The following is a 25,916-nucleotide window of genomic DNA, read 5'->3' as shown; positions in this document are numbered from 1 at the left end:
AAGGAGGAGCCGATGCACGAACGTGAACGCCATCGCATTATTCTGAGCGCCGTACAGGAAAAGTCCGTCGTGACGATTCAGGATATTTCCGAGCTGACCGAGGCTTCGGAAGCGACGATACGCCGTGATATCGCCGCCCTGCATGTTCAGGGAAAGATCCGGCGCGTGCGCGGCGGCGCGGAATCGATCCATCCTCCGCAGCTCGGCAATCTGGCGGCCCGTCCGTTTCGTGTATCCGAAGCGGTCAATATCGATAGGAAGCGCGCAATTGCGCGCAAGGCGGCCGAACTCTGCAATCCCGGCGACGCCATCATCATCAATGGCGGCACCACCACGTTCCAGCTCGTGCATTATATCTCGGCCTTCCGGCTGCAGGTGATGACCAACTCCTTCGCCATCGCCGAACATCTGGTCAAGCATTCGAAGAACACGGTGACGGTGCCGGGCGGCGCGATCTATCGCGAACAGAGCCTGATCCTCTCCCCCTTCGACAACGATACGATCCGGAATTTCTATGCGCGGCGCATGTTCATCGGCGCCCAGGGCATCGGCCCTCTCGGCGTCATGGAAGCCGATGCGCTGGTCATCCAGAGCGAACAGAAGCTGATGCGCCAGGCCGACGAACTCGTCGTGATGGTGGATTCGAGCAAGTTCCGCCAGCGCTCCAGCCTGATCCTTTGCCCGCTCGAACAGGTCTCGACCATCATTACCGATGACGGCATTTCGGCCGAGACCGTGCGGATGATCGAAGATGCGGGCATTTCGCTTGTTATCGCAAATGTTTCGGCTGAGGCCGAGGAGGAAGATTCCCCGTCGGTCGCATAGGAGACATGGCTCAGACGGGGTGAGCATAGCCTAATCAACTTTGGGAGGAACTGACATGAATATAGCAAAGAAACTGGCGATCGGCGTTGCGCTCGCCGCCACGCTTTTCGCCGGCGCGGCAAGTGCAAAGGACGTCAAGATCGGCCTCGTGGTGAAGTCGCTGGGCAACGGCTTCTTCGAGGCCGCCAACAAGGGCGCCCAGGAAGCAGCCAAGGATCTTGGCGGCGTGCAGGTGATCTACACCGGCCCGACCTCCACCACGGCCGAAGGCCAGATCGAAGTGATCAACTCGCTGATCGCACAGGGCGTCGATGCCATCGCGATCTCGGCGAATGATCCCGACGCGGTCGTCCCGGCCCTCAAGAAGGCGACGCAGCGCGGCATCAAGGTGATCTCCTGGGATTCCGGCGTTGCCAAGGCCGGCCGCATCCTGCAGCTTAACCCTTCGTCCAACGAGCTGATCGGCAAGATGTGCCTGACGCTCGCCAAGGATCATCTCGACGGCGGCAAGGGCAATTTCGCCATCCTGTCGGCAACGACCACATCGACGAACCAGAACATCTGGATCGGCGAGATGAAGAAGCAGCTGAAGGACTTCCCGGGCCTCAACCTGGTCACGACGGTTTATGGTGACGACCTCTCGGACAAGAGCTATCGTGAAGCCCAGGGCCTCCTGACCTCGCATCCGGAAGTCAAGGTCATCGTCGCTCCGACGACCGTCGGCGTGCTGGCCGCTTCGCAAGCCGTCAAGGATGCCGGCAAGATCGGCCAGGTCTATGTGACCGGTCTCGGCCTGCCGTCCGAAATGGCCGGCGCCATCAAGTCCGGCGCGACGAAGGAATTCGCGATCTGGAACCCGATCGATCTCGGCTATTCTGCAACGCAGATCGCCTACCGCCTCGTCAAGGGTGAGACCGACGGCAAGCCGGGCAGCGAGATCAATGCCGGCCGCATGGGCAAGATCAAGGTTGGCGAAAACGGCGAAGCCGCCATGGCCGATCCGTTCGTCTACAACGCTTCGAACATCGATCAGTTCTCCAAGGTTTTCTGATCGAAGACAAGCATCCGCAGCTCTCCGGCGGCGTCAGCCGCCGGACCTGGTTTCATTGATCCGGTACATTGCTGATGACCACAGTCCTTCAACGTTCCCTAGCGGGCACACCAGCCGCGAGCAATCAGGCCATCCTGGAGATGCGCGGCATTTCCCAGATCTTTCCAGGCGTCAAGGCGCTGGATGGCGTCAGCATTTCGCTTTATCCCGGCAAGGTCACAGCCCTGATCGGCGAGAACGGTGCGGGCAAATCGACCCTGGTCAAGATCCTGACCGGCATCTACCGTCCGAACGAAGGCGAAATCCTCGTCGATGGCAAACCGACGGCTTTTGCCCATGCGCAAGCCGCCATCGATGCCGGCGTCACGGCCATCCATCAGGAGACGGTACTCTTCGACGAGCTGACCGTTGCTGAAAACATCTTCCTCGGCCATGCGCCGCGCACATCCTGGCGCACCATCGACTGGAAGACGATGAACAGCCGGTCGAAAGAACTCCTGCAATCCCTTGAAAGCGCGATCGATCCGACAATCCGATTGAAAGACCTCTCCATCGCGCAGCGCCACCTCGTGGCGATCGCACGCGCTCTGTCGATCGAGGCCCGCATCGTCATCATGGACGAGCCGACTGCAGCCCTTTCCCGCAAGGAGATCGACGATCTCTTCCGCATCGTCGAAGGCCTGAAGGCAAGAGGAAAGGCAATCCTGTTCATCAGCCACAAGTTCGATGAACTCTACGAAATCGCCGACAATTTCGTCGTCTTCCGCGACGGCCGCGACGTTGGTCACGGCGATCTGAAGGCGACGCCGCAGGACGAAATCGTCCGGATGATGGTCGGACGGGACGTCAAGGATGCCTTCCCGAAAGTGCCCGTCACGATCAGCGAAACCGTTCTCGAGGTGGACAAATATTGTCACCGCACGGAATTCCGCAATATTTCCTTCAAGCTCAGGCGCGGCGAAATCCTTGGCGTCTACGGGCTGATCGGCGCCGGACGTTCCGAGCTTTGCCAATCGCTCTTCGGCATCACCAGGCCGCTCTCCGGACGCTTGACGCTCGACGGACAGGAAATCCACGTGCGCTCGCCGCAGGATGCCATTGCCGCCGGCATCGTCTATGTGCCGGAAGAACGCGGTCGCCATGGCCTGGCGCTACCGATGCCGATCTATCAGAACATGTCGCTGCCCTCGCTCGGCCGCACCTCGCGCAAGGGTTTCCTGAAGGCTGCCAATGAATTCGCACTCGCCCGCAAATACGCTGAAAGGCTCGATTTGCGCGCCGCCGCCCTTTCCGTGCCAGTCGGCACGCTGTCCGGCGGCAACCAGCAGAAGGTCGTCATCGGCAAGTGGCTGGCGACGCAGCCGAAGATCATCATTCTGGACGAACCCACCAAGGGTATCGACATCGGCTCGAAGGCGGCCGTCCATGGCTTCATCAGCGAGCTCGCGGCCGACGGTCTCAGCATCATTATGATCTCTTCCGAACTGCCCGAGATTCTCGGCATGTCGGATCGTGTACTGGTCATGAAGGAAGGCCTTTCCGCGGGCCTGTTCGAACGCGAAGGGCTGACGCCGGAAACCTTGGTGCGCGCCGCCACGGGCAACGCATAAAGCGTCATGGCTTTTCTCCGATCGGCCGGAACGCTCGCTCTGTTTGTTTTTGCCGCATTTTTGCGGCGCCAGGTGAGAACACCTGGCTGCAAGATGCTCTAGGGAGGACGGGATGCCACGCATCCTCAAAAAGCGCGAAACTCTGCTCGCCATCATCATCGTCGTGATGATCGCCAGCTTCGCAACGCGTGCGGCCGGCTTTGCCGAGCCTGCCAATCTCGCCAATATCTTCAACGACACATCGATCCTCATCATCCTGGCGCTTGCCCAGATGACCGTCATCCTGACAAAATCGATCGATCTTTCCGTCGCTGCCAATCTGGCGCTGACGGGTATGGCGGTTGCGATGCTGAACGCAGCCTATCCCGGCATTCCGCTGGCCGCACTCGTCATCATGGCGATCCTGATGGGCGCGGTCCTCGGCGCCATCAATGGCTATCTCGTCTGGGCGCTCGAAATTCCGCCGATCGTCGTCACGCTCGGCACCCTGACGATCTATCGCGGCATGGCCTTCGTGCTGTCGGGCGGCGCCTGGGTCAATGCGCATCAGTTCACGCCGATCTTCCTGAACGTGCCGCGCACGCCGCTTCTTGGCCTGCCGGTGCTTGCATGGATCGGCATCGCGATCGTGCTGATGATGTATCTGCTGCTGCGCTACACCCAGTTCGGCCGCTCGGCCTATGCCAGCGGCGGCAATCCGGTTGCCGCCGTCTATGCCGGCATCGACGTCGGCTGGACGCGCTTCCTCGCCTTCGTTCTGTCGGGCGCGCTCGCCGGGCTAAGCGGTTACCTCTGGGTTTCGCGCTATGCGGTGGCCTATGTCGATATCGCCAACGGCTTCGAGCTCGATAGCGTGGCGGCTTGCGTCATCGGCGGCATTTCGATTGCCGGCGGCGTCGGTTCCGTCGCCGGCGCCGTGCTCGGTGCCCTCTTCCTCGGGGTCATCAAGAATGCGCTCCCGGTCATCGGCATCTCGCCGTTCACGCAGATGGCGATCTCAGGCACCGTCATCATACTTGCCGTCGTCTTCAATGCCCGCCGCGAACGTAACCGCGGCCGCATCATCCTGCGCGATCAGGCCGCAAAGGACACCGCCAGTGAGGGAGCACACGCATGAGCAACGGTTCGCAAGCGGCAACGGCGGAAAAGCGCGCCATTCCGGATCGCCTCGGCACCCCCTTCAAGCGTATCCTGTCGAGCTGGGAAACGCTGCTCTTCGGCGTCGCGGTCGCGATCTTCATCTTCAATTCGCTGGCTTCGCCCTATTTCCTTGATCCCTTCAATCTGTCGGACGCCACCTTCAACTTCACCGAAAAGGCGATGATCGCCTTTGCCATGGCGCTGCTCGTCATATCAGGTGAAATCGACCTCTCGGTCGCAGCGATCATCGCACTCGCCTCGACGGCGATGGGGGCTGCGGCTCAATTGGGCGTCGGCACGCCCGGCCTTGTCGCGATCGGCCTCGGCGTTGGCCTGGTCTGCGGCATCTTCAACGGCTTCCTGGTTTCCGTGATGAAGCTGCCGTCGATCGTCGTCACCATCGGCACGATGAGCCTGTTTCGCGGCATCTCCTACATCGTGCTTGGCGACCAAGCCTATGGCAGCTATCCGGATAGTTTCGCCTATTTCGGCCAGGGCTACGTCATCTGGGTCTTCTCCTTCGAATTCGTGCTCTTCATCGTGCTGGCGATCGCTTTTGCGATCCTGCTGCATGCAACGAATTTTGGGCGCCAGGTCTATACGATCGGCAACAATGATTTCGCCGCGCGTTTCTCCGGCATTCCGGTCGAGCGGGTGAAATTCATCCTGTTTCTCCTGACGGGCATCATGAGCGGCATTGCCGCCGTCTGCCTCACCTCGCGCCTCGGCTCCACACGTCCCTCGATCGCGCTCGGCTGGGAGCTGGAGGTGGTGACGATGGTCGTGCTCGGCGGTGTGTCGATCCTCGGCGGCTCCGGCACGATCGGCGGCGTCGTCATCGCCGCCTTCGTCATGGGCCTCGTGACCTTCGGCCTCGGCCTGCTCAACGTTCCCGGCATCGTCATGTCGATCTTCATCGGCCTCCTTCTCATCATCACCATCGCGCTGCCGATCGTCGCCCGGCGCATCAGGACCATGAGCTCCAAATGACCGCTGCTCTCGAACGCCACGCTTTCAAGATGACGCTCAATCCGGGCATGGAAGCGGAATACAGGAAGCGCCACGACGAAATCTGGCCCGAACTTGTCGACCTGCTGCATCAGGCCGGTGTCAGCGATTATTCCATCCATCTCGACCGTGAGACGAACACACTCTTCGGGGTCCTGACGCGGCCGAAGCATCACGGCATGGCAAGCCTGCCCGAGCACCCCGTCATGAAAAAATGGTGGGCGCATATGGCCGACATCATGGCGACCAATCCCGATAATTCGCCCGTTCAGAGCGATCTCGTCCCGGTCTTTTATCTGCCATGAGCAACGAGACAGCGTACCGCCACATCGCCGTCATCGATATCGGCAAGACCAACGCCAAGGTCGTCGTGCTGGATGCCGTGACTGGCGCCGAGGTTGCCGCCGTCAAGACCGCGAACAGCGTCCTGAGGTCAGGCCCCTATCCGCATTATGATATCGAAAGGCTGTGGGGTTTCATTACTGCAGCTCTCGAGGGTTTTGTCCGCACGCCTGGATTCGATGCCATTTCGATCACGACGCATGGCGCCTGTGTGGCGATGCTCGCGGGCGACGGTAGCCTGGCCATGCCCGTTCTCGACTATGAGCATGGCTATCCGCAAGCCGTTCAGGATGCCTATGCGCAATTGCGGCCGGGCTTCGCCGAAACGTTTTCACCTGGATTGTCGGTCGGGCTCAATGTCGGCGCGCAGATCCACTATCTGAAAAGCACCTTTCCCGCCGATTTCAACCGCGTCGCCACGATCCTGACCTATCCGCAATACTGGGCATTCCGCCTGAGTGGCGTCGCCGCCAATGAAGTGACCTCGCTCGGCTGCCACACCGATCTGTGGAACCCGACCACGCAAAGCTACTCCTCGCTCGTCGACACGCTTGGTCTCCGCGCACTGATGGCGCCGGTGCGCTCAGCTTTCGATGCGCTTGGACCGATCTTGCCGCCGCTCGCCGCAAAAATCGGCTTGGGGAAAGCCGTGCCCGTCTATTGCGGCATTCACGATTCCAACGCCTCGCTTCTGCCGCATCTGGTAGAGAACGAAGCTCCCTTTGCCGTCGTCTCGACGGGAACCTGGGTGATCAGTTTCGGTGTCGGTGGCGATCTGGATCATCTCGATCCCGAGCGCGATGCGCTAGCAAATGTCGATGCCTACGGCCGCGCCGTGCCGTCGGCACGTTTCATGGGCGGCCGCGAGTTCGAGATTCTGTCTGCAGAAATCGGCATCGCATCATCCGATGCGGTCGAAGCCGCTCTTGAGGCCGTGATCAGGAAAGGTCTCATGCTGCTGCCCAACGTCGTCGAAGGGTCCGGCCCATTTCCGGGCAGGAAAAGGCGATGGGTCGGCGCTTCCGAAGCCGATGCCGCCGAACGTCTGGCGGCCGTCAGCCTTTACCTATCCATGATGACGGAAGCTTGCCTTGATTTGATCGGAGCCAACGGGCCGACCTTCGTCGAAGGTCCGTTTGCTCTCAACCGTGCCTATCTCGTTGCGCTGGCCGCGCTAACCGGCCGGAGCGTCATTGCCTTGCCGGGGTCGACGGGGACAAGCCAGGGTGCAGCCCTGCTGACGGGAGTTCGGCCATTTTCCGCGACGGAAAATGAATCGATCCTCGCGGATTTTCCGGGATTGCTGCACTATAAGCAAGCCTGGCGTCGCGCTTTGGACGGTTAGGCGATCAGCGGTTCAATGGATCGCCCAATCGCTTCATCCAGTCGCCCCTATGCAGCTCCGACCGCATCGAGTTCGGCCGCAGCGATGTCCGCGACGTAGATTGCGGCGGGGACATGCTGGTCGAAACCGTCCTCAATCAACCACGCAGCCGAGAGGCCTGCCCATGCAACGATCCATTGCAGGAGGCGGAAGCGATTCAGCCCCGCCGCCTCCGAGACGACACTGACCTGCCGCGCAAGGCGGCCGGGGGATGTGGCGACGGCATGGTCTGGATTGCAAAACAGATTGGCGTAGTCGAAGCCGCGGTCGCCCAGCAGGCCCTTCGGATCGATCGCGAGCCAGCCTCGCTCCGCGAAATCGAGAATATTGCCGTGATGAATATCGCCGTGCAGAGGCACGATGTCTCTGGGTTCCGACAGCAGCATGCGGGCGGCAGCGGCGGACCGCACGAAAGGACCACCTTCGCGCTGAGCTGCTATCTCGAGCGAGCCGAACCGATCCGATAGCGGGATGAGTGACGGCAAGGCCATCCCACGCGGCGCGTGGAGCCCGGCAACGGCCTCGCAGATGATGCGGCTTGCCTGGTCGTCTCTGCCATTCCTTGCCATATCGGCAAGGGAACGCCGGCCTGTCGCCCGCTCAAGCAGGATGGCATCGTCCTTATGCTCAAAGACGCGCGCGGCGCCGACGCCGCCCCACCAGACCATAAGTCCGGCTCCCCATTTTTCTTCCGGTACGGTGGCAAGCTTGAGCATGGCCGGTTCGCCGTCCCGGCGCACCGGAAAAAGCCGGCTGGAATGGGTCACGATCGGATCGCCGTCCGGGATCAGGCGCCAGAGATCGAAATAGGCCTTTGGTCCATCATTCACCGTCATGCGGTTCCTCTAAACAAACGGCCCGTAACAGCAAGCAGCACGCATGGTTGAAAACCGGGATATGCCGCCTTGACACCAATTGCCCTGCATGCGGTTGCCGGAGCCGACGGGCGGCGCAACCATGCCGCCGCCTCGGCGGCAAATCCGTCTTTGCCCCTTCCGTACTGTCGTATCACTTAGGCTTTGGCGGCTTAAATACAACAACCATCCCTCGTTGAAGGCTCGTGAAAAATCGTCAAAATTGTCTTTGCGGCGGTTATTTTCTTGCGGAATCGTCGCAATATTCCTACACAAAATACCCTCATGAGCGCTTTCGAGATCAAAAAATGTCCGAAGGCGATCATTCGCTTCGATATCAGCTCTGTCTTTTCCAAAACAACGCCTCACGGCAGTTTGCGCATCGAGACAGGCGATTGCAGGCGGGTTCAAAGGGCGCTGCCGCGCCCATCCAAGGAGAGCTAAAATGAGTCTCAAGACATTGACGGCCGCGACCTTCGTCGCTTCACTGGCCTTCGCACCTCTCGCGCATGCGGACATCACTATCGGCCTCATCGCGCCGCTGACCGGCCCGGTCGCGGCCTATGGCGAGCAGGTCAAGAACGGCGCGCAGACCGCCGTCGACGAAATCAACAAGAGCGGTGGCGTTCTCGGCCAAAAGCTCGTTCTGAAGCTCGGCGATGACGCCGGCGATCCGAAGCAGGGCGTCTCCGTCGCCAACAGCTTCGTCGGCGAGAGCATCCGTTTCGTCGTCGGCCCGGTCACGTCGGGCGTTGCCATTCCGGTTTCCGACGCGCTTGCCGAAAACGGCATTCTGATGATCACGCCGACTGCAACCGCCCCTGGTCTCACCAACCGCGGCCTGACCAACGTCTTTCGCACCTGCGGCCGCGATGACCAGCAGGCTGTCGTTGCCGGCGAATATGTCGTGAAGCACTTCAAGGACAAGAAGATCGCCATCCTCAACGACAAGGGCGCCTACGGCAAGGGTCTTGCAGACGCCTTCAAGGCCGCCATCAACAAGGGCGGCATCACCGAGGTCGTCAACGACTCGCTGACCCCAGGCGAAAAGGACTACAGTGCCCTGACTGCGAAGCTGAAACAGGCAGGCGCCGAAGTCATCTACTTCGGCGGCTATCATCCGGAAGCGGGTCTACTTGCCCGCCAGCTGCACGACATCTCCGTCAAGGCGCAGATCATCGGCGGTGATGGCCTCTCCAATACCGAGTATTGGGCAATCGCCAACGATTCCGCTGCCGGCACGCTCTTCACCAACGCCTCCGACGCCCTGAAGAACCCGGATTCGCAGAGCGCCGTTGCAGCCCTAAAGTCACGCAACATCCCGGCGGAAGCCTTCACGCTGAACGCTTATGCCGCCGTGCAGGTCCTGAAGGCCGGCATAGAGAAGGCTGGCAAGGCAGACGATGCGGAAGCCGTCGGCACCGCACTGAAGAAGGGCGAGCCGATCGACACCGCCATCGGCAAGGTCACCTACGGCGAAACCGGCGACCTCACCTCCCAGAGCTTCTCGCTCTACAAGTGGGAAGGCGGCAAGATCGTTTCGGCCGAATAAGCCGTCGCGTCAGCGCTTAAAGATAGAGCCGGGTCGGGAAGCAGCCCGGCTCACACATTGGAAGGCCGGAGCAGTCGTTAAGATGGTCCGGCCTCTTTCGTGAGAGAAGTGACTGCAACGCCGCCATGTGCCGCGCAAAGCGGTTATTGCGGTGACGAAGCGGAGGGGCCGTCATCAAGGGCGATTATCTGCGCCATCCGCGGAAGCCCGCAAGAATGGCGGCTTCCCATGCAGCTGCCATGCGCCCATGGCTGCCCAGCCCACTCCGCTCCATATTGCGCAGGATATGCGCTCTCGATCTTGCTCCCGACGCAGGCTTGCAAAGGAAGCTGTTCGTGCGCATCCCGAATCTCTGTGCCGAGCCTTAAAAACAGGTCGGAAAATCACGACTTTCGACCGTGACTGCCACAATTACGCCCGCCGTTTCCGGAATTGTCCGCGCCACACATGCCCCGTCGATGCGGGCGCGCAGTCCGGTGCGTTCTCCGGGAAGTATGGTTTGCGACATGAAGATTGTAAGATTATTGATTTTACCCGTCATGGCTGTGCTGACTGGCATTGCCGCGCATGCTCAGGAATGGAGATACCTGCCGGATTATGGCGACGACCTGGACGGCGGCTATATTGCTCCGCGCTATTCGCGGCAGGCGCCTCCACGTTACCGCGACGATCCGCGTCTCGACGATGGCTATTACTATCGGGGCGACCCCTATGGCTATTATGACGACGAAGACGGCGATCTACCGCCCCGCCGGCGTCCACAGCGGCAGGCTTCGATCGATCCCGGCGCAGTTTCTCCGCAATTCAATTCCGGCATTAAGGACGACAGGCTGGCCAGCCTGGCCCGGTCGCCGATTCCGCGCACGGTTGTGCCCTTTTCCGGCTACGAACCCGGTACAATCGTGATCTCCACCAAGGAAAAGCGCCTCTATCTGGTGCTTAACGACGGAACCGCTCTCAAATACGGCATCGGCGTCGGCAAGCAGGGCTTCTCCTGGAAGGGTACGCAGACGATCAGCCGCAAGGCAGAGTGGCCGGATTGGACTCCGCCCAAAGAGATGATCGCTCGCCGGCCGGAATTACCAGACCACATGGATGGCGGCCTCAACAATCCTCTCGGAGCAAGAGCGCTCTATCTCGGCTCCACCCTCTACCGCATCCACGGCACCAATGAACCTAACTCGATCGGCAAGGCGGTATCTTCCGGCTGCATCCGCATGGCAAATCCCGATGTGATGGATCTCTACGGCAGGGTCGGCGTGGGAACAAAGGTCGTCGTGCTCTGATTGTGCCCCGCGGCCGCAGTAGCCTGCCAGGATCAGACTATTTGCCGCTTTCTCCATGAATGGGCCAAACCTCGATATGGCGCATTCATCCGGTTTGCCGCGAGCCAAGCCTTGCCGCCATGCGATCAAGAAAAACGATCGTCTCTCCAAGAACCAGGAACACCGCGCCCAAAAGCGCCATGTTGGCGAGAACAGCATGCGGACCGATGTCGCCCACGTCCAAAAACGGATAGGGATAAAATCCCGAGAAATAACCATGGGCAAACGAGTACACCGCGTAGAGCACGGGAAACAAAAGCCACCAGATCGCATCATGCCAGGAAAGTCTGCCACGCTCGACGAGAAACAACCAATCCAGCGCGGCGAATAACGGGATCCAATAGTGGAGTATCTGATCTCCCCACAACTGCCAGCCTCGCGGATGCCAGACATCTTTCAGCAGCCATAGGTAGACTGAGCCCGCGACACAGACGTAAATGAGCAGCGCTGTTTTCGTCGTAGAACGTCCGGCCCATCGCCCAATCGCCGACGACGGTGCGATTTCCGCCGACAGTAACGCAACAGCAAGCAGGGTGTTTGCCTGGATCGTAAAATAGCTGAGAAAATTTGTCGTCAGCCTCAATCGGGAGACATGGGCTGCCGGTATGATGGCGGTATAGGAGATGACGATGCCCGCAATCGCCACCAGCGCAATCATCCAACGGTAGAACCGAACCGAATTTCTCATGACATCACAGACCCGCGGCGCTTTAAGACAACCGACTGACACAGACGATGCGGGTCAAATCGGCACGGCCTGTCTTTAGCGCATCAAACCAAAAACCGGAACGGGTTCCTGAGTCGATCATTTCGAACCGGCGAAAAGAGATCACGTTATTAAGATGTGATCGCAGGAGTGCCGGTCACCTTGAACGGACCCAGCTCGATCGACTTCATCAATGTCGTCCTCGCACTATCGAGGTGCGATTTCAGGCTGGCGTTGACTGCGTGCATGTCACGATTGCGCAAACCGGCGATATAAACAAGATGCTGCTTCAGCGCCCTGGTATTTCGCTCTTTTTCGTCATCGCGGTTCCATTGATAGGTATAGTGGAAGATTGCCGAGGCAATATTGTAGAATTCGATCACATATCGATTACGCGATGCGTCGTGTACCAGCCGATGCAAGCGCTCATCCAAAGCGGGAAACTCTTTATATCTGACATCAATATCGGCGAGTATGTCATGATGCTGCGCTTCGATCTCAGCAAGTTCGCGCCAGCAAGGAGCGCTTTTGGGCATCTGGATCAGGTGCGAGGCTGAACGCATCTCGAACATTTCGCGGACCTCATAGACTTCCTCGGCAAAATCCGCCGTGATGCCTCGAAAGACCCAGGCGCTGTTCGGCCGGCGCTCGATCAGCCCGAAATGATGAAAGTGGGTAAGATATTCACGGATCGTCGTGGTCGAAGTACCGAATTGACGCGCGAGTTCCGAACTGTTCAGCAACTGTCCGGCACGAAAGTCTCCCTGCAGAATCCACTCCATGAACCGACGTTCGACGGCCGCGGCCGCGGACATGGTCTGCTTTTCGGGGAAGTAATCGCCAGCTTCCGGCGCGCGCTGCAGTGAGTGACCGATTTCATCGAGCCGTAAAACTCCGGCACTTGTCAGAGACACCAAAACCGAACGCGCCGTTGTCCGGCTAACCGCCAGTCTTGATGCCAGCTCCGACGTGGATGGCAGTTTCTCATCAATCGTCATATCGGCCAGATAGTCCAGACAGCGATTATAGGCACCTTTGTAGACTGCATTCCCCTTCATTCGAGATTGCCCCTCTGCGATCCATCCATCATATATAGCCGATTTATTTATATAAAAAACAGTTGACTTGCAAAATCGCAACTGTCTTATGTATATAAGAGACAGAGAGGGAGGATTGAAGCTTGTCCGGGATTGACCTTGCCAACAGCGCTCAGCATCGCGTCTTCATCGGAAAGACAGACGCGTGAGCGGCCGCATCATCCAATTCGGGACCAGTCGCTTCCTGCAGGCTCATGCGGCATTCTTCGTTCACGAGGCCGCCGAAGCCGGCCAGACGGTCGGCCCCATCACCGTTGTTCAAACCTCGGGAGACAGCAGCCGAAGCGGCCGCGTCGCGGCTTTCGGCCGGCCTGAAGGCTATCCTGTCGTCATCCGCGGCATGTCGGACGGCAGAACGATCGATCGTACCGTACATGTAAAAAGCATCGACCGCGGCCTGTCTGCGGCGAGCGATTGGGCCGAGATCCTCAGGCTATTTACTCACGAAGCGGAATTCGTTGTCTCCAATACGGGCGACACCGGCTATCGGACCGTACCAGCCGAGGACCGGTTCTCATCGACCGGTGACGCCCCAAAATCATTTCCGGCAAAGCTGGCATTCCTTCTCTTTCGCCGCTGGCAGGCGACCGCGCGCCCGCTCGTCATATTGCCTTGCGAACTGGTGACGGGTAATGGCCGGCTTCTCGAGACGGCGGTCATCGAAAGCGCGCGGCTGAACGATGTGCCGGCAGAGTTCTTCGAATGGCTCGACCGCGAGGTCACCTTCGCCGATACGCTTGTCGACAGGATCGTTTCCGAACCCATCGAGCCGGTTGGCGCCGTTGCCGAACCCTATGCGCTCTGGGCGATCCGGCAGGCACCGGGCGTGCGGCTGCCATGCGCGCACGAGCAGATCGTGCTTACGCCCGAACTCGAATCCTACGAACGCCTGAAGCTTCATATCCTGAACCTTGGTCATACCTATCTTGCAGAGATCTGGCAGACCGAGGGCCATGCGAGCGACCAGACGGTGCGCGGCATGCTTGCCGATCCGGCCATCAGGCGGCGGCTCGAAGCCCTTTACGACACCGAGGTCGTCCCGGGCTTCGCCTCCAAGGGCATGGGCGACGAAGCACGGTCTTATGTCGCGACCACGCTCGATCGCTTCTCCAATCCGTTTCTCAACCACCGCATGGCCGATATCGCGCAGCACCATGCTCAGAAGGTCGAACGCCGCATCACCGCCTTCCTGGACTGGGTTGAGAAAACGCCCATGGACTATGAAACTCCGATCCTTCGGGCGATAGACTCACGCTACCCGGCACCCGGAGAGGCCGTATGAGCTACCAGTTCGATTTTGCATCGCTCCTTCCCTATTGGAAGGAGTTCGCGCTCGGCGTCCGGCTGACACTGCAGCTTTCCGTCGTCTCCACCGTCATCGGCTTCGTTCTCGGCACGCTCTGCGCCATTGGCCGTGCCGATGGAGGACCTTGGGTTCGCACCATCGTCGCCTCCTACGTCGAGGTCATCCGCAATACGCCGCTGCTCGTGCAGGTCTTCCTTGTCTATTTCGGCATAGCCACCCTTGGCGTCCATGTTTCGGCCAATCTCGCCGCCGTCATCGCCCTCGTCGTCAATGTCGGCGCCTATACATCCGAGATCGTCCGTGCCGGACTACAGTCCATCCACAAGGCACAGCTCGAAGCGGCGGAATGTCTTGGGCTGTCGCGCGGCCAGACCTACTGGCATGTGATCATTCGTCCTGCCATCGAGCGCGTCTATCCGGCACTGACCAGCCAGTATGTCCTGTTGATGCTCGCTTCCTCGATCACCTCGCAAATTTCCGCCGAGGAGCTGACCGCCGTCGCCAACCGCATCCAGTCGGACACGTTCCGTAGCTTCGAGACCTATATCGTCGTCGGCATTCTCTATCTCTTCCTGTCCTTCGTCGTGCGCATCGCCCTCTGGCTCCTCGGCCTTGCGATCTTTGTCCGCCGGCGCAGGCTCGGCACGGCACTTTAAAGGACGCGACGATGACAGCATTCGGTTTCGTTCATCTGGAATTTCTGGGCTGGGCGGCGCTGTGGACGATCGGGCTTTCAGCGATCGCCTTCGTCGGCGGCGGCATTCTCGGCTTCCTCGTCGCGCTGGCGCGCGTCAGCAGCCTCGGCGCTTTGCGGATGGCGGCGGCCGGCTATATCCAGCTCGTCCAGGGCACGCCTCTGCTCGTTCTGCTGTTCCTCATCTATTTCGGTATTGCAATCCTGGGCTTCGATCAGGTTCCGGCAATCGTCGCGGCCGCCGCTGGCCTGACGATCTACTCTTCCGGCTTTCTCGGCGAGATCTGGCGCGGCTGCATCGAGTCCGTGCCGAAAACACAATGGGAAGCAGCCGAATGCCTGGCTCTGTCGCGCTGGCAGCGCATGACCAGGGTCATCCTGCCGCAGGCGATGCGCATCGCGACGCCGCCGACCGTCGGCTTTCTCGTACAGATCGTCAAGAACACTTCGCTCGCGTCGGTCGTCGGCTTCGTCGAGCTGTCGCAGGCCGGCAAGCTCATCAACAACTCGATCTTCGAACCCTTCACCGTCTTCATCGTGGTAGCAGTATTTTACTTCGCCATATGCTTTCCGCTCTCTCTGTGGAGCCGCAACCTGGAGAGGAAGCTCAATGTCATCCATCGTTAGACTCGCAAACGTCCACAAAGCCTTTGGTGCCGTCAAGGTTCTGAACGGTGTGTCGTTCGAGGTCGGGCGCGGCGAGGTTGCCGCCGTCATCGGGCAGTCCGGCTCGGGAAAATCGACGGCGCTGCGCTGCATCAATGCGCTGGAAACCATCGAGAGCGGCACGATCGAGGTCTGCGACCACGCGGTCCATGACCCCAAGCTTAACAAGAGTGCGCTGCGACGCGATGTCGGTATCGTCTTTCAAAGCTACAATCTGTTCCCGCACCTGACGGCCGAGCAGAACATCATGCTCGCGCCGACCTGCGTAAAGAAACTCGGAAAGGCCGCCGCCCGTGACCTGGCGCGCGAGGTGCTGAGCCGCGTTGGCCTCGAGGCCAAGGCCGAGCATTATCCGGAGCAGCTTTCCGGCGGTCAGCAGCAGCGTGTGGCGATCGCCCGCTCCCTGGCCATGAAGCCCAAGCTCATGCTCTTTGACGAAGTGACGTCCGCTCTCGATCCACAGCTGACCGGCGAAGTTCTGAAGGTCATGGAGGACCTTGCCCGTGGCGGGATGACGATGATCCTCGTCACGCATGAAATGGCCTTCGCCCGCAAGGTGGCGTCGAAGGTCGTCTACATGCATCAGGGGCAGGTCTGGGAAACCGGACCGGGCGCGATGCTGGACAATCCGCAGACCAAGGAGCTGCGGGACTTCGTGGGCAGCGGTCTCTGAGATCGGGAAGAGATTTTTGTGAAAAGGACAAAGGGATGGAGAATATGAAACGCAGAACTTTTCTTGCAGGTGTAACCGGCGCACTGGCCGGCGCGACATTCCTGGGCGGCCATGCGCGTCAGGCCCTGGCCGATACGCTTGAGACCATCAAGACGCGGAAGAAGCTCCTGATCGCGGTCGACCTCGGTTCGCCGCCGTTCGGTATGAGCGATGCGGCGATGCAGCCGACCGGCTCAGACGTCGAGACCGCCAAGCTGCTTGCTTCGGATCTCGGCTATCCGCTGGAAATCGTTCAGGTGACCAGTCCGAACCGCGTGCCCTTCCTCCTGACCAACAAGGCTGACATCGTCATGGCGTCCTTCAGCGTCAACGAGGAACGCAAGAAGGTCATCGACTTCACCGATGCCTACGGCGTCATCCAGATTGTGGTCGCCGCGCCGAAAAGCACCGAGATCAAGAGCCTTCAGGATCTCGTCGGTCAGCGGGTCGGTACCACCCGCGGCTCGACCAATGACAAGGAAGCGACCAATCAGGCCAAGGATGCCGAAATGGTCCGCTATGACGATGACGCAACGCTGATCACCGCCCTGGTTTCCGGCCAGGTCAACATCATGGCGTCCTCGCCGCAGATCATGGCCGCCGTCAATCAGCGCCGGACGAACGACCCGCTCGAGGTCAAACTGGTCCTCAAGACCAATCCTTACGCGATCGGCCTGCGCAAGGGCGACGACGCACTGAAGACGACATTGAACGAGTGGATCGCGAAAAACCTTGCCAACGGCAAGCTCAGCGCGATTTATCAGAAGTATAATGGCGTCGCGCTTCCGGCTGAAATGCCGAAGACGTGAGGCCGACGACTATCCTGAAAAACCCGAGCGCCGCCCGTGCGGCGCTCCCTGCGATCCGAAGAAGCGGTTCAGCGGGCTGACCCTACGGACGAGGAGTGAATGATGAAAGCATTGATCTGCCATAAACCAGGCCGGCTGTCATTGATCGAGCGGGATATTCCTGTTCCCGCCGATGGAGACGTACTGGTCCGCATCAAGCGCGTCGGCATATGCGGAACCGACTTTCATATCTTCCAGGGCAAGCATCCCTTCCTCGAATATCCGCGCGTCATGGGTCATGAACTCTCGGGAACGGTCGAGGACGCGGGCGGATCGACGCGGCTGAAACAGGGCGACAACGTCTATATCGTCCCCTATCTTTCCTGCGGCAAATGCGTGGCCTGCCGCCGCGGCGTAACCAATGCCTGCCAGAACATCGCCGTGCTCGGCGTGCATCGGGACGGCGGCATGTGCGAATATCTCTGCGTTCCCGAAGGGAATGTCATCTCGGCGGGCAAAGCTTCACTCGACGAGGCCGCCATGATCGAATTTCTGGCGATCGGCGCCCATGGCGTCAAGCGTAGCGGTATCCAGGCTTCCGATCGCGTTCTCGTCGTCGGCTCGGGACCGATCGGCATGTCCGCCATCATTTTTGCCAAAGCCCGCGGCGCCGATGTGACCGTCATGGACGTGCGCGAGGACCGCCTCGCCTTCACGATCGACGCACTCGGCGCGAACAGGATCCTCCTCGCCAATGAAGACGCCGAAGCGCAGGCCAAACGCCTGACAGATGGCGATTTCTTCGATGTCGTCATCGACGCCACGGGCAATGCCGGTGCCATGCAGCGCGGCTTCGGCTTCGTTGCCCATGCCGGACGCTATGTTCTCGTCAGCGTCGTTCGTCAGGATATCACCTTCTCCGACCCGGAATTCCATAAGCGCGAGACGACGCTGTTTGCCAGCCGAAATGCCCAGCCGGACGACTTTGCCGAGGTCGTGAGGCAGATGGAAGCGGGCCGGGTGCCGACCGCTGCCCTCAATACCCATCGCGGTCCCCTTTCCGACGCTCCCGGGCTGTTCACCGAATGGCTGCGCCCCGAAGCCCGCGTCATCAAAGCCATTCTGGAGGTGTGATTGCATGGCCGCACCGCGCACGCTTCGCCTCCATGATGCCGACAATGTCGTCATTGCGATCGAAAGCCTTTCGCGGGGCAAGATGATCGATGGCGGCATTACCGTCGCAGCAGCCGTTCCTCGCGGCCATAAGGTCGCCGTCCAGCCGATCGCAAGCGGCGAGCCGATCCGCAAGTTCGGGCAGATCATCGGCTTTGCCAAAAGCGATATTCAGCCGGGTGACTGGGTGCACGAACATAATGTCGCGATCCATGATTTCGAGCGCGACTATGCCTTCAGCTCCGAGGCGAAACCCGATGGCGGGCTTTTGCCGGGCGAGCGTCCCGCGACGTTCGAGGGCTTCCGTCGGGCGGACGGCCGCGTCGGCACACGCAACTATATCGGCATCCTGAGCTCTGTGAACTGTTCGGCCACCGTTGTCGATTTCATTGCCGACGAGATCATGCGCTCCGGCATTCTGGCCGATTATCCCAACATCGACGGTGTCGTTCCCTTCACCCATGGAACCGGATGCGGCATGGGCAGCAAGGGTGAGGAATACGACCTTCTGGCAAGGACCCAATGGGGCTATGCCAGCCACCCGAATTTTTCAGCCGTCCTCCTGATCGGGCTCGGCTGCGAGGTGTTTCAGATCCCGCGCCTGAAGAAGACCTACGGCATTGCCGAGGGCGACCATTTCCAGAGCCTGACGATTCAGGAGGTCGGCGGCACGCGTAAGTCGGTCATGATGGGTGTCGAGAAAATCCGAGAGATGCTGCCGCTTGCCAACAGATCGGTGCGCGAGACGGTTCCAGCCTCCGAACTGATGCTGGCGCTGCAATGCGGCGGCTCGGATGGCTATTCCGGCCTGACGGCCAACCCGGCGCTCGGCGCGGCTGTCGATATTCTCGTGCGCCATGGCGGCACCGCTATCCTGTCGGAAACGCCGGAAATATATGGGGCCGAGCATCTCCTGACGCGGCGGGCGGAAAGCCCCGAGGTCGGCCGGAAGATTGTCGACCTGATCGACTGGTGGCGCGATTACGCCGCGAAAACGGGGGGCGAGCTGAACAACAACCCCTCGCCCGGCAACAAGGCCGGGGGCTTGACGACCATTCTGGAAAAATCCCTGGGCGCCGTCGCCAAGGGCGGTAATTCCACATTGCGCGGCGTCTATCGCTATGCCGAGCGCATAGACCGCAAGGGCTTCGTCTATATGGATACGCCGGGCTACGACCCCGTCGCCGCCACGGGCCAGGTGGCCGGCGGCGCCAATGTGCTCTGTTTCACCACCGGCCGCGGCTCGGCCTATGGCTGCAAGCCGACCCCATCCCTCAAGCTTGCCACCAATTCCGAACTGTTTGCCCGCATGGAAGAGGATATGGACATCAATTGCGGCGACATCGTCGAGGGCGTATCCATCGAGGAAAAGGGGCGTCAGATTTTTCAGGCCATACTTGACACCGCCTCGGGCAAGCGTTCAAAATCCGAACTGCTCGGCTACGGTCGCCATGAATTTGTCCCCTGGCAGCTCGGAGCCACGATGTGACCCGCCCCTGATCTATCGCCCTTGGTCTGTCGAAAGCAGCAATGCGGCTCCCGCGCACTCGAAGCCATTCGCCTGCTGCAGAAGGCCAGTCCACACAGGCGGGCCAGATCGGACGAACATGAAAATGAACGAAGCGCTGTTTTAAACGGCGCTTCGTTCATTCAAACGTCACAAGCTAAACATCTGTAATCTTGAACTCATTAGCGTTCTCCACGGAACGCAAGACATCCGCTCGGGAAGCCTCCGACCCATTGAAGAATTCCTGCAGGAGCCGGGTGATGCGCTCTGGCGACGTACCCTTGGCATATTCTTCCTGCATCCGGCGTCTGACTAATATTTCCAAGACTGACATGTCTTTCACCTCATACTTCCGGCGCAAGGGGAAATGTCGCTCTCTATGTCGCGGGAGGCAAGTTACAGTTTTTTCATGGTCTTGGCGTTTTTGTGGCAAGGCGCTGGCATCCGGCCACCGCTCCCCGGTCGGATAGGGCGCTGACCGAAGCGCGATCGATCTTTCCCTTGCCAAATGTCGGCGCATCGTAGAATTGAAAGCGGCCAATCGGTCGGTTGTTTGCGCTTCGTTAACTTCCGTGCTTTAGCGGGCCACACCCCGACCTTTGGATAATGTCGCATGCAAGGAATGAATAATGCCTATAAAGAAAAGCTCTGCCTCTGATGTTTTCCAGCGCAAGATTTCGGATTTTTGCGATATGCGGCTCAAGCCGCTGCTTCAGCCGCGTAGCTTCGAGAATATCAAAGGCTTCATGATCGGCCTGATCGTTTTCCAGTCGCGTCCCCCTCTTCGCGCAGGGCGCGTGGACTTCCAGGAAATTGCCTCGCTCTGCGGCATGGACGAGGAAATGAGCACGGAATTCAGGCGGGCTGCCCAGCCGGGCTTCGACGCGATTCTTCGCTGGCTGGGAGCAACCAAAACCAATACGGTCCGCATTTCGCCTGCCGTCTCCCGGACCGCTGCAAAAGCCCCTTTGCGTGTTTCCGGCAAAGCCATGCCGACACAGACGGAGCGCCGCGCTCTGGCCTCCTAATATAAACGGCATACCGGTCCGTCCTTGGCGGGCCGGCATGCACCTAACCTGCCTCAAAGCCCTTCCCGGCGCCACGCTGGGATCCGAGCGCGGTTCTCATCGGCAACCGATTTTGATGGCCGTGCGAGCCCGCCGTCGGCAACCAGCCGGAAGATCGATCTCTATCATCACTAAATTCCAGGAATAGTGCGCGGTTTTCCCTCCGGAATTGCGCAAAAACAAACGGATAACGTTTTCGCAATTCGAAGAAAGCGGAAAGGCTCCAATGCAGCTTCAGGCAGCAATTGACTATTAATTCTATAGATAAAGGAATGAAGACGCGACTGCAGCTCCAAAAACGAAATGCCCTTCCTCGAAGCCCGGCTTTGAATGCTGCATCGTGGCGGCGATCGAAATCGGAGCCTGCCTATGAACGCGCAATTGCACCATATCAACGCCACGCACCCCGAGGCCGCCTTGCTGGAGACCGAGCAACAGGCGCTGGCTGTCGCGCAGGAGCTTGCCGCACGCTTTGCAGCCAGAGCCTCCGAGCGCGACAGCGAAAGACTGCTCCCCTTTGCCGAAATGGACGCGCTGGCGCAATCCGGATTGCTGGCGATTACGGTTCCCGAGGAATATGGCGGCCTCGATGTCTCGAATGCGACGCTGGCGGAGATCACGGCAATCCTGGCCGAGGCCGACGGTTCGATCGGACAGATCCCGCAGAACCATTTCTATATTCTCGAAGCCCTGCGCATCGACGGTTCGGAAGATCAGAAGCGTTATTTCTTCGGTCGTGCACTGGCAGGCGATCGTTTCGGCAACGCACTGTCCGAGCGCGGCACAAAGACGGTCGGGCACTACAATACCCGCGTCACCCGCGACGGTCCCGGCTACCGTATCAATGGCCGCAAATTCTATTCGACAGGTGTTCTCTTTGCCGATTGGGTGACGGTCTTCGCCCTGGATGAAGCCGACAAACTGGTCATGGCTTTCGTTCCGAAAGGAACCGAAGGCGTCGAAATCATCGACGACTGGGATGGCTTCGGGCAACGCACGACGGGCAGCGGCACGACGGTCCTCAACAACGTCTATGTGAATGCCGATCATGTCGTCCCGCATCACAAGGGCTTCGAGCGGTCGACGACGATCGGCTCGGTCGGGCAGATCATTCACGCCGGCATCGATCTGGGAATCGCAAGAGCCGCCTTTGCCGAGACGCTGGATTTCGTGAAAACCAGATCACGCCCCTGGATGGATAGCGGCGTCGAACGCGCGAGCGACGATCCTCTGACGATCGCCAAGGTCGGACAGGTCGCCATCCGGCTCGAGGCCGCGGCCGCGACCATCGAGCGCGCCGGCCGCAAGGTCGATGCGGCTCAGGTCGAGACGACGGAAAAGAGAGTGGTCGAGGCAACGCTGGCGGTGGCGGCCGCCAAGGTGCTGACAACAGAAATCGCCATCGAAGCGACAAACACATTGTTCGAACTTGCCGGCACCGCATCGGTCAAGCTCGACCTCAATCTCGACCGGCACTGGCGCAATGCCCGCACGCATACGCTTCACGATCCGGTTCGCTGGAAATATCACGTCGTCGGCAATTACTTCCTCAACGACGTCATCCCGCCGAAGAACGGCGCGCTTTAACGGATAAATGAAAGCCTCGTCATGAGCGCCGGGGCTTTCATACTACCAAAGGCAAAATCAGCAGCACCACGCTAAAGCCAGCTAGTGCCGGTCCATAATCATCTCCGCAGACTGACCAGCCGATGGCGCAAGACTTTCCAGGCCGGTTGCCACGACCGATACCCTGAATACGCCGTCGAGATTCTTGTCGAAGATCGCGCCGACGACGATATCGGCATCGGCAAAGACTTCGTCGCGGATGCGGCTGGCGGCTTCATCGACCTCGAACAGCGTCATGTCGGACCCGCCGGAAATGGAGATCAGCACGCCTCGCGCGCCCTTCATGCTCATGTCGTCCAGAAGCGGGTTGGACACGGCGGCATCTGCCGCTTTCAGCGCCCGACCCGGCCCTGAAGCCTCGCCAGTTCCCATCATCGCACGTCCCATTCCCCGCATCACGGATTTGACATCGGCGAAGTCAAGATTGATGAGACCTTCCTTGATGATCAGGTCCGTAATGCAGCTTACACCCGCATAAAGAACGCGGTCCGCAGTCACAAAAGCATTTGCGACGGTGGTCGTGGCATCCGCAATGCGAAACAGGTTCTGATTGGGAATCACGATGACGGTATCGGCACTTTCGCGGAGCCGCTCGATGCCCTCGTCGGCCGTGCGCATGCGCCGGTTGCCTTCGAACGTAAAGGGCTTGGTGACGACGCCGACCGTTAGGATGCCCGCCTGCCGCGCGGCCTGAGCGATGATCGGGGCAGCACCCGTCCCCGTGCCGCCGCCCATTCCGGCAGTTACGAAGCACATATGCGTGCCGTGGAGGTGGTCCATGATCTCGTCGATGGATTCCTCGGCGGCGGCTCGTCCGATGTCTGGTAGCGAGCCTGCTCCGAGCCCCTCCGTCACCTGTGCGCCGAGTTGAATGCGCCCAGTCGCTTTGGATGTCGCTAGCGCCTGGGCATCCGTATTTGCCGCGATGAATTCAACGCCCTGAAGTTCCTGCACAATCATATTGTTGATCGCGTTACCGCCACCACCGCCGACACCGACAACGGAAATCTTCGGTATCACCCCTGAAAGCGGTGCGCGCATGTCAGCCATGAAGGACTCCATTGGATCAATTTCATTCTCAATCGAGATCGCCTGCCCTTCTGGACGTTGAAAACGATTCGTGAGCGAAGAGATCCTATTGAGGAACGTGTGCGCATTGCGGCACGCGCCGGCAACCCTCCACAGAATAATGAGTTGAGCACAGGATTTGTGAGCCGGGCATTGAAACATCATTCATCCAGCATCGTGCGAGGGCCACAATCGGACGAGCCCGCTAGAGGCTGTGGTGTGTTCCAGGCTGGCACACACCACACCAGATACCGATAACGCTGACCGATCTTGAGTACGGGTGAAGTTACCGCTAGCTCAAGTTACGACCCTACGGCCTTTTAGCCTACGCGAGGTCCTTGACCCTGGTGTTCAGCTGTAGAGACTGACCTCGGGAATCCGGTCATTCAGAACGAACTCACCCACTTCCTTGGCCTTGTAGAAGACCGGATCATGCAGAGTGTGCGTCCGCACATTGCGCCAGAAACGATCGAAGCGGTATTTCTCGGCGGTCGAGCGCGCACCGGTGAGCTCGAAGACGCGTGAGGTGATATCAAGCGAAACGTGGGTCGCGTGCACCTTCGCCGCATAGGCTTCGGCCGCCGCCTCGCCGCGCTCGCGCGCCGTTGCCTTATGTCCCTTGGCAAGCGCGTCCTGGACTGCCGTTGCAGCACCATCGGCCAAGGCGGCGGACGCCTTCAATGCTGCGGTGAACTCGCCGACACGCTCGAGAATATAAGGATCGTCCGAGGCTCGCTCGACACCGGAGGTAACCCATGGCCGTGTCGTGGCGCGGACATAACCGACGGCCTCGCGCAATGCGCCCTCGGCCGTGCCGAGATAGAAATTCACGAAAACCAGTTGAATGAGCGGCGTATTGAATGTCGCAAGCACCGGCGCCTCGCCGCCGATCGTTGCCGCCCGGTCCAGATCCTCCTCATAGACAGGGAAATCATGGAACTCGACGCTGCCGCTGTCGGACAGGCGCTGACCGAAATTGTCCCAGTCGTCATTGGCCTTGTAACCTGCCCGGCTGGTCGGGACGGCAAAGCCGACGATCCTGTCATCGAGCGCGGCATTGGCATTGATGTAGTCGGAGACGTGCGCGGCCGTGGAAAAGGATTTGCGGCCGTTCAGAACATAGCCATTGCCGCGCCGCGTCAGCACGAGGCCTGGATCGCGCGGATTGACGGCCGCCCCCCAATAAAGGCTGTTGGCTACCGTCTTGCCGGCGAGTTCCTGCGCGCGCGCCTCATCGAAAGCCCAATAGACATATTGGCTGTTGACGTAGTGATAGCCGACAAGCTGGCCGATGGAGCTTTCTCCGCGCGCAAGGATGCGCACCAGCCGCAAGCCATCCACCCAATCAAGACCGCCGCCACCGCTCTGCGATGGATGCAGGGCGTTCAACAATCCCGCATTCTTCAACTTGACGATTTCGCCGAGCGGTGGCCGACCTTCACGGTCAAGCTCTGCGGCGCGCGTGGAAAGATCTGCGGAAATCTCTTCCGCTCTGGCAAAGAGGTCTTCTCGCGTGGCGTTTCGATTGCCCGCAAAGACGACGTTGGACTGGCTCATGATAGGAACTCCGGTTCAGTGACGTAGTCCGGCCGGATCGATAGACCCAGCCGGCAGATCGAAGTCGGCTGTCCAGAGCCGGATGATTTCAGGTCTGTTCGACCTGAAATCTGAATCCGCCTCTAAATCAAAAAGTTGGAGCGGGATGTCGCCCGAAATCCCCTGACACTTTTCGGCATTCCGCTCTAGAAAAGCTTGTCCGGTATCCAGCTTGCGGTCACCGCATCGCTGGTGCTGAAGGCGGGGATTTTCCGCGCCAGTTCCTCGATCGTCCGGACCTTGGCCGTGCGAAGCTCCTCCTGCGTCAATAGCGTCGGCTTGACGGCGATCTGATGCGGAACCTCCTGCCCTGCGATCTGCAGAGCGGCGGCGCGGATGGAGACGGCGCCGACAACGGCCGGATTGGTCGCGACCGTCGCCACCCAGGGACTGTCAGGCTCGGCAATTTCCTGAATGTCCGCCGTCGATACGTCGGCAGAGTAAATCTTCAGCTTGTTCACGATGCCGAGATCCGTGGCGGCAAGCTTCACGCCACGCGCAAATTCGTCATAGGGAGCGAAGACGACTGATATATCGGGATTGGCCGCAAGTGCGGCTTTCGCCTGATCGGCCGTAGAGGTCGCCGTCGTATCGCTGACATTGCCGAAGCGGGCCTTCTCGACCACGCCGGCATTCTGCTTTTTGAACGTTTCCCAGACCTCGTTGCGGCGGTCGAGCGGCGCAAACCCGGCGACATAGACATAGCCTGCCTTGAAGCTGTCGCCATTCTCCTTGACGGCCTGCTTCAAGGCGAGATCGGCAAGCTCGTGATCGCTCTGCTCGACCTGCGGGATCTTCGGATTGTTGAGATTGACGTCG

25 protein-coding genes are annotated in these 25,916 nt (G+C 59.9%); 18 read left to right on the top strand and 7 right to left on the bottom strand.

Annotated elements, in window-relative coordinates; genetic code table 11:
* The first annotated feature begins 12 nt into the window (after nt 1-12).
* The 7 genes from Q4Q11_RS11445 (at nt 13) to Q4Q11_RS11415 (ending at nt 7,321) form a co-directional block, all read left to right on the top strand.
* A complete protein-coding gene (locus Q4Q11_RS11445; protein WP_112512675.1) occupies nt 13-825 on the top strand; it encodes a DeoR/GlpR family DNA-binding transcription regulator in 813 nt (270 codons plus the stop codon).
* 55 nt (nt 826-880) lie between these two features.
* Nucleotides 881-1,876 (top strand): rhamnose ABC transporter substrate-binding protein, encoded by a 996-nt coding sequence (rhaS, locus tag Q4Q11_RS11440; RefSeq protein WP_112342357.1) that lies wholly within the window; start codon nt 881-883, stop codon nt 1,874-1,876.
* Nucleotides 1,877-1,950: 74 nt separating this feature from the next.
* Complete coding sequence (locus Q4Q11_RS11435) at nt 1,951-3,486, top strand: sugar ABC transporter ATP-binding protein (protein ID WP_498569539.1); 1,536 nt, start codon at nt 1,951-1,953, stop codon at nt 3,484-3,486.
* A gap of 112 nt (nt 3,487-3,598) precedes the next feature.
* Nucleotides 3,599-4,603 carry an ABC transporter permease gene (locus Q4Q11_RS11430; protein ID WP_498569538.1) on the top strand — a complete coding sequence of 335 codons (1,005 nt, stop codon included), beginning with the start codon at nt 3,599-3,601 and terminating at the stop codon, nt 4,601-4,603.
* Nucleotides 4,600-5,616, top strand: a complete 1,017-nt coding sequence (locus tag Q4Q11_RS11425; protein ID WP_112512677.1) for an ABC transporter permease — start codon at nt 4,600-4,602, stop codon at nt 5,614-5,616. Before Q4Q11_RS11430 ends, Q4Q11_RS11425 begins: the two co-directional genes overlap by 4 nt.
* Nucleotides 5,613-5,939, top strand: a complete 327-nt coding sequence (rhaM, locus tag Q4Q11_RS11420; protein WP_112512678.1) for an L-rhamnose mutarotase — start codon at nt 5,613-5,615, stop codon at nt 5,937-5,939. The genes Q4Q11_RS11425 and rhaM overlap by 4 nt, the downstream gene beginning before the upstream one ends.
* Nucleotides 5,936-7,321: an FGGY-family carbohydrate kinase gene (locus Q4Q11_RS11415; protein ID WP_112512679.1), complete on the top strand. Its 1,386-nt coding sequence runs from the start codon at nt 5,936-5,938 to the stop codon at nt 7,319-7,321. Before rhaM ends, Q4Q11_RS11415 begins: the two co-directional genes overlap by 4 nt.
* Nucleotides 7,322-7,368: 47 nt before the next feature.
* Here the strand turns inward: Q4Q11_RS11415 and Q4Q11_RS11410 are convergent, their stop codons facing one another.
* Together Q4Q11_RS11410 and Q4Q11_RS11405 are read right to left on the bottom strand one after the other, a co-directional pair.
* A complete protein-coding gene (locus Q4Q11_RS11410) occupies nt 7,369-8,196 on the bottom strand; it encodes an aminoglycoside phosphotransferase family protein (protein WP_112512680.1) in 828 nt (275 codons plus the stop codon).
* 9 nt (nt 8,197-8,205) lie between these two features.
* Nucleotides 8,206-8,625 carry a hypothetical protein gene (locus Q4Q11_RS11405; RefSeq protein WP_162701528.1) on the bottom strand — a complete coding sequence of 140 codons (420 nt, stop codon included), beginning with the start codon at nt 8,623-8,625 and terminating at the stop codon, nt 8,206-8,208.
* Between the two features lie 34 nt (nt 8,626-8,659).
* On the opposite strand from Q4Q11_RS11405, the gene Q4Q11_RS11400 reads away from it, so the two are divergent.
* Nucleotides 8,660-9,766, top strand: a complete 1,107-nt coding sequence (locus tag Q4Q11_RS11400; protein WP_112512681.1) for a branched-chain amino acid ABC transporter substrate-binding protein — start codon at nt 8,660-8,662, stop codon at nt 9,764-9,766.
* Between the two features lie 776 nt (nt 9,767-10,542).
* Nucleotides 10,543-11,052: a L,D-transpeptidase gene (locus Q4Q11_RS11395; RefSeq protein ID WP_162701538.1), complete on the top strand. Its 510-nt coding sequence runs from the start codon at nt 10,543-10,545 to the stop codon at nt 11,050-11,052.
* 85 nt (nt 11,053-11,137) lie between these two features.
* Here Q4Q11_RS11395 and Q4Q11_RS11390 read toward each other — a convergent pair whose 3' ends face one another.
* Together Q4Q11_RS11390 and Q4Q11_RS11385 are read right to left on the bottom strand one after the other, a co-directional pair.
* A complete protein-coding gene (locus tag Q4Q11_RS11390) occupies nt 11,138-11,749 on the bottom strand; it encodes a Pr6Pr family membrane protein (protein WP_498569537.1) in 612 nt (203 codons plus the stop codon).
* 179 nt (nt 11,750-11,928) lie between these two features.
* The gene (locus Q4Q11_RS11385) at nt 11,929-12,936 is read right to left on the bottom strand and encodes a GntR family transcriptional regulator (RefSeq protein ID WP_498569536.1); all 1,008 of its coding nucleotides are present in this window, start codon (nt 12,934-12,936) and stop codon (nt 11,929-11,931) included.
* Between the two features lie 103 nt (nt 12,937-13,039).
* Between Q4Q11_RS11385 and Q4Q11_RS11380 the strand changes: the two genes are divergently transcribed.
* The 9 genes from Q4Q11_RS11380 (at nt 13,040) to Q4Q11_RS11340 (ending at nt 22,394) form a co-directional block, all read left to right on the top strand.
* Entirely contained in the window at nt 13,040-14,176 is a 1,137-nt protein-coding gene (locus Q4Q11_RS11380; protein ID WP_112512685.1) for a mannitol dehydrogenase family protein, read from the top strand.
* A complete protein-coding gene (locus Q4Q11_RS11375; protein ID WP_112512686.1) occupies nt 14,173-14,856 on the top strand; it encodes an amino acid ABC transporter permease in 684 nt (227 codons plus the stop codon). The genes Q4Q11_RS11380 and Q4Q11_RS11375 overlap by 4 nt, the downstream gene beginning before the upstream one ends.
* Nucleotides 14,857-14,867: 11 nt before the next feature.
* Nucleotides 14,868-15,521: an amino acid ABC transporter permease gene (locus Q4Q11_RS11370; RefSeq protein ID WP_112512687.1), complete on the top strand. Its 654-nt coding sequence runs from the start codon at nt 14,868-14,870 to the stop codon at nt 15,519-15,521.
* Nucleotides 15,505-16,233, top strand: coding sequence for an amino acid ABC transporter ATP-binding protein (locus Q4Q11_RS11365; RefSeq protein WP_112512688.1), 729 nt, complete (start codon nt 15,505-15,507; stop codon nt 16,231-16,233). The genes Q4Q11_RS11370 and Q4Q11_RS11365 overlap by 17 nt, the downstream gene beginning before the upstream one ends.
* A 44-nt stretch (nt 16,234-16,277) precedes the next feature.
* Nucleotides 16,278-17,081, top strand: a complete 804-nt coding sequence (locus tag Q4Q11_RS11360) for a transporter substrate-binding domain-containing protein (RefSeq protein ID WP_498569535.1) — start codon at nt 16,278-16,280, stop codon at nt 17,079-17,081.
* Nucleotides 17,082-17,183: 102 nt separating this feature from the next.
* On the top strand, nt 17,184-18,194 hold the full coding sequence (locus Q4Q11_RS11355) for a zinc-binding alcohol dehydrogenase family protein (protein ID WP_112512690.1): 1,011 nt from the start codon (nt 17,184-17,186) through the stop codon (nt 18,192-18,194).
* Nucleotides 18,195-18,198: 4 nt separating this feature from the next.
* Entirely contained in the window at nt 18,199-19,722 is a 1,524-nt protein-coding gene (locus Q4Q11_RS11350; protein WP_112512691.1) for an altronate dehydratase family protein, read from the top strand.
* A gap of 647 nt (nt 19,723-20,369) precedes the next feature.
* Entirely contained in the window at nt 20,370-20,768 is a 399-nt protein-coding gene (locus tag Q4Q11_RS11345; RefSeq protein WP_498569534.1) for a hypothetical protein, read from the top strand.
* 408 nt (nt 20,769-21,176) lie between these two features.
* The gene (locus Q4Q11_RS11340; protein WP_112679290.1) at nt 21,177-22,394 is read left to right on the top strand and encodes an SfnB family sulfur acquisition oxidoreductase; all 1,218 of its coding nucleotides are present in this window, start codon (nt 21,177-21,179) and stop codon (nt 22,392-22,394) included.
* An 81-nt stretch (nt 22,395-22,475) separates the two neighbouring features.
* Here the strand turns inward: Q4Q11_RS11340 and ftsZ are convergent, their stop codons facing one another.
* The 3 genes from ftsZ to Q4Q11_RS11325 form a co-directional block, all read right to left on the bottom strand.
* Nucleotides 22,476-23,483: a cell division protein FtsZ gene (gene ftsZ, locus Q4Q11_RS11335; RefSeq protein ID WP_498569533.1), complete on the bottom strand. Its 1,008-nt coding sequence runs from the start codon at nt 23,481-23,483 to the stop codon at nt 22,476-22,478.
* A 369-nt stretch (nt 23,484-23,852) separates the two neighbouring features.
* On the bottom strand, nt 23,853-25,058 hold the full coding sequence (locus Q4Q11_RS11330; protein WP_113214620.1) for an acyl-CoA dehydrogenase family protein: 1,206 nt from the start codon (nt 25,056-25,058) through the stop codon (nt 23,853-23,855).
* A 185-nt stretch (nt 25,059-25,243) separates the two neighbouring features.
* The coding region (locus Q4Q11_RS11325; RefSeq protein WP_498569532.1) for a substrate-binding domain-containing protein at nt 25,244-25,916 on the bottom strand (673 nt) is incomplete at its 5' end.

The sequence above is a fragment of the Rhizobium sp. UFLA01-1127 genome, assembly GCF_059803845.1.
This window is presented reverse-complemented; position numbering and strand designations above follow the sequence as displayed.

What these genes read in the sequence shown, in the direction of transcription:
- Q4Q11_RS11445 (WP_112512675.1), top strand. Translation starts at nt 13, where the DNA reads ATGCACGAACGTGAACGCCATCGCATTATTCTGAGCGCCGTACAGGAA.
- rhaS (WP_112342357.1), top strand. Translation starts at nt 881, where the DNA reads ATGAATATAGCAAAGAAACTGGCGATCGGCGTTGCGCTCGCCGCCACG.
- Q4Q11_RS11435 (WP_498569539.1), top strand. Translation starts at nt 1,951, where the DNA reads ATGACCACAGTCCTTCAACGTTCCCTAGCGGGCACACCAGCCGCGAGC.
- Q4Q11_RS11430 (WP_498569538.1), top strand. Translation starts at nt 3,599, where the DNA reads ATGCCACGCATCCTCAAAAAGCGCGAAACTCTGCTCGCCATCATCATC.
- Q4Q11_RS11425 (WP_112512677.1), top strand. Translation starts at nt 4,600, where the DNA reads ATGAGCAACGGTTCGCAAGCGGCAACGGCGGAAAAGCGCGCCATTCCG.
- rhaM (WP_112512678.1), top strand. Translation starts at nt 5,613, where the DNA reads ATGACCGCTGCTCTCGAACGCCACGCTTTCAAGATGACGCTCAATCCG.
- Q4Q11_RS11415 (WP_112512679.1), top strand. Translation starts at nt 5,936, where the DNA reads ATGAGCAACGAGACAGCGTACCGCCACATCGCCGTCATCGATATCGGC.
- Q4Q11_RS11410 (WP_112512680.1), bottom strand. Translation starts at nt 8,196, where the DNA reads ATGACGGTGAATGATGGACCAAAGGCCTATTTCGATCTCTGGCGCCTG.
- Q4Q11_RS11400 (WP_112512681.1), top strand. Translation starts at nt 8,660, where the DNA reads ATGAGTCTCAAGACATTGACGGCCGCGACCTTCGTCGCTTCACTGGCC.
- Q4Q11_RS11390 (WP_498569537.1), bottom strand. Translation starts at nt 11,749, where the DNA reads ATGATTGCGCTGGTGGCGATTGCGGGCATCGTCATCTCCTATACCGCC.
- Q4Q11_RS11375 (WP_112512686.1), top strand. Translation starts at nt 14,173, where the DNA reads ATGAGCTACCAGTTCGATTTTGCATCGCTCCTTCCCTATTGGAAGGAG.
- Q4Q11_RS11370 (WP_112512687.1), top strand. Translation starts at nt 14,868, where the DNA reads ATGACAGCATTCGGTTTCGTTCATCTGGAATTTCTGGGCTGGGCGGCG.
- Q4Q11_RS11365 (WP_112512688.1), top strand. Translation starts at nt 15,505, where the DNA reads ATGTCATCCATCGTTAGACTCGCAAACGTCCACAAAGCCTTTGGTGCC.
- Q4Q11_RS11360 (WP_498569535.1), top strand. Translation starts at nt 16,278, where the DNA reads ATGAAACGCAGAACTTTTCTTGCAGGTGTAACCGGCGCACTGGCCGGC.
- Q4Q11_RS11355 (WP_112512690.1), top strand. Translation starts at nt 17,184, where the DNA reads ATGAAAGCATTGATCTGCCATAAACCAGGCCGGCTGTCATTGATCGAG.
- Q4Q11_RS11350 (WP_112512691.1), top strand. Translation starts at nt 18,199, where the DNA reads ATGGCCGCACCGCGCACGCTTCGCCTCCATGATGCCGACAATGTCGTC.
- Q4Q11_RS11345 (WP_498569534.1), top strand. Translation starts at nt 20,370, where the DNA reads ATGCCTATAAAGAAAAGCTCTGCCTCTGATGTTTTCCAGCGCAAGATT.
- Q4Q11_RS11340 (WP_112679290.1), top strand. Translation starts at nt 21,177, where the DNA reads ATGAACGCGCAATTGCACCATATCAACGCCACGCACCCCGAGGCCGCC.
- ftsZ (WP_498569533.1), bottom strand. Translation starts at nt 23,483, where the DNA reads ATGGCTGACATGCGCGCACCGCTTTCAGGGGTGATACCGAAGATTTCC.
- Q4Q11_RS11330 (WP_113214620.1), bottom strand. Translation starts at nt 25,058, where the DNA reads ATGAGCCAGTCCAACGTCGTCTTTGCGGGCAATCGAAACGCCACGCGA.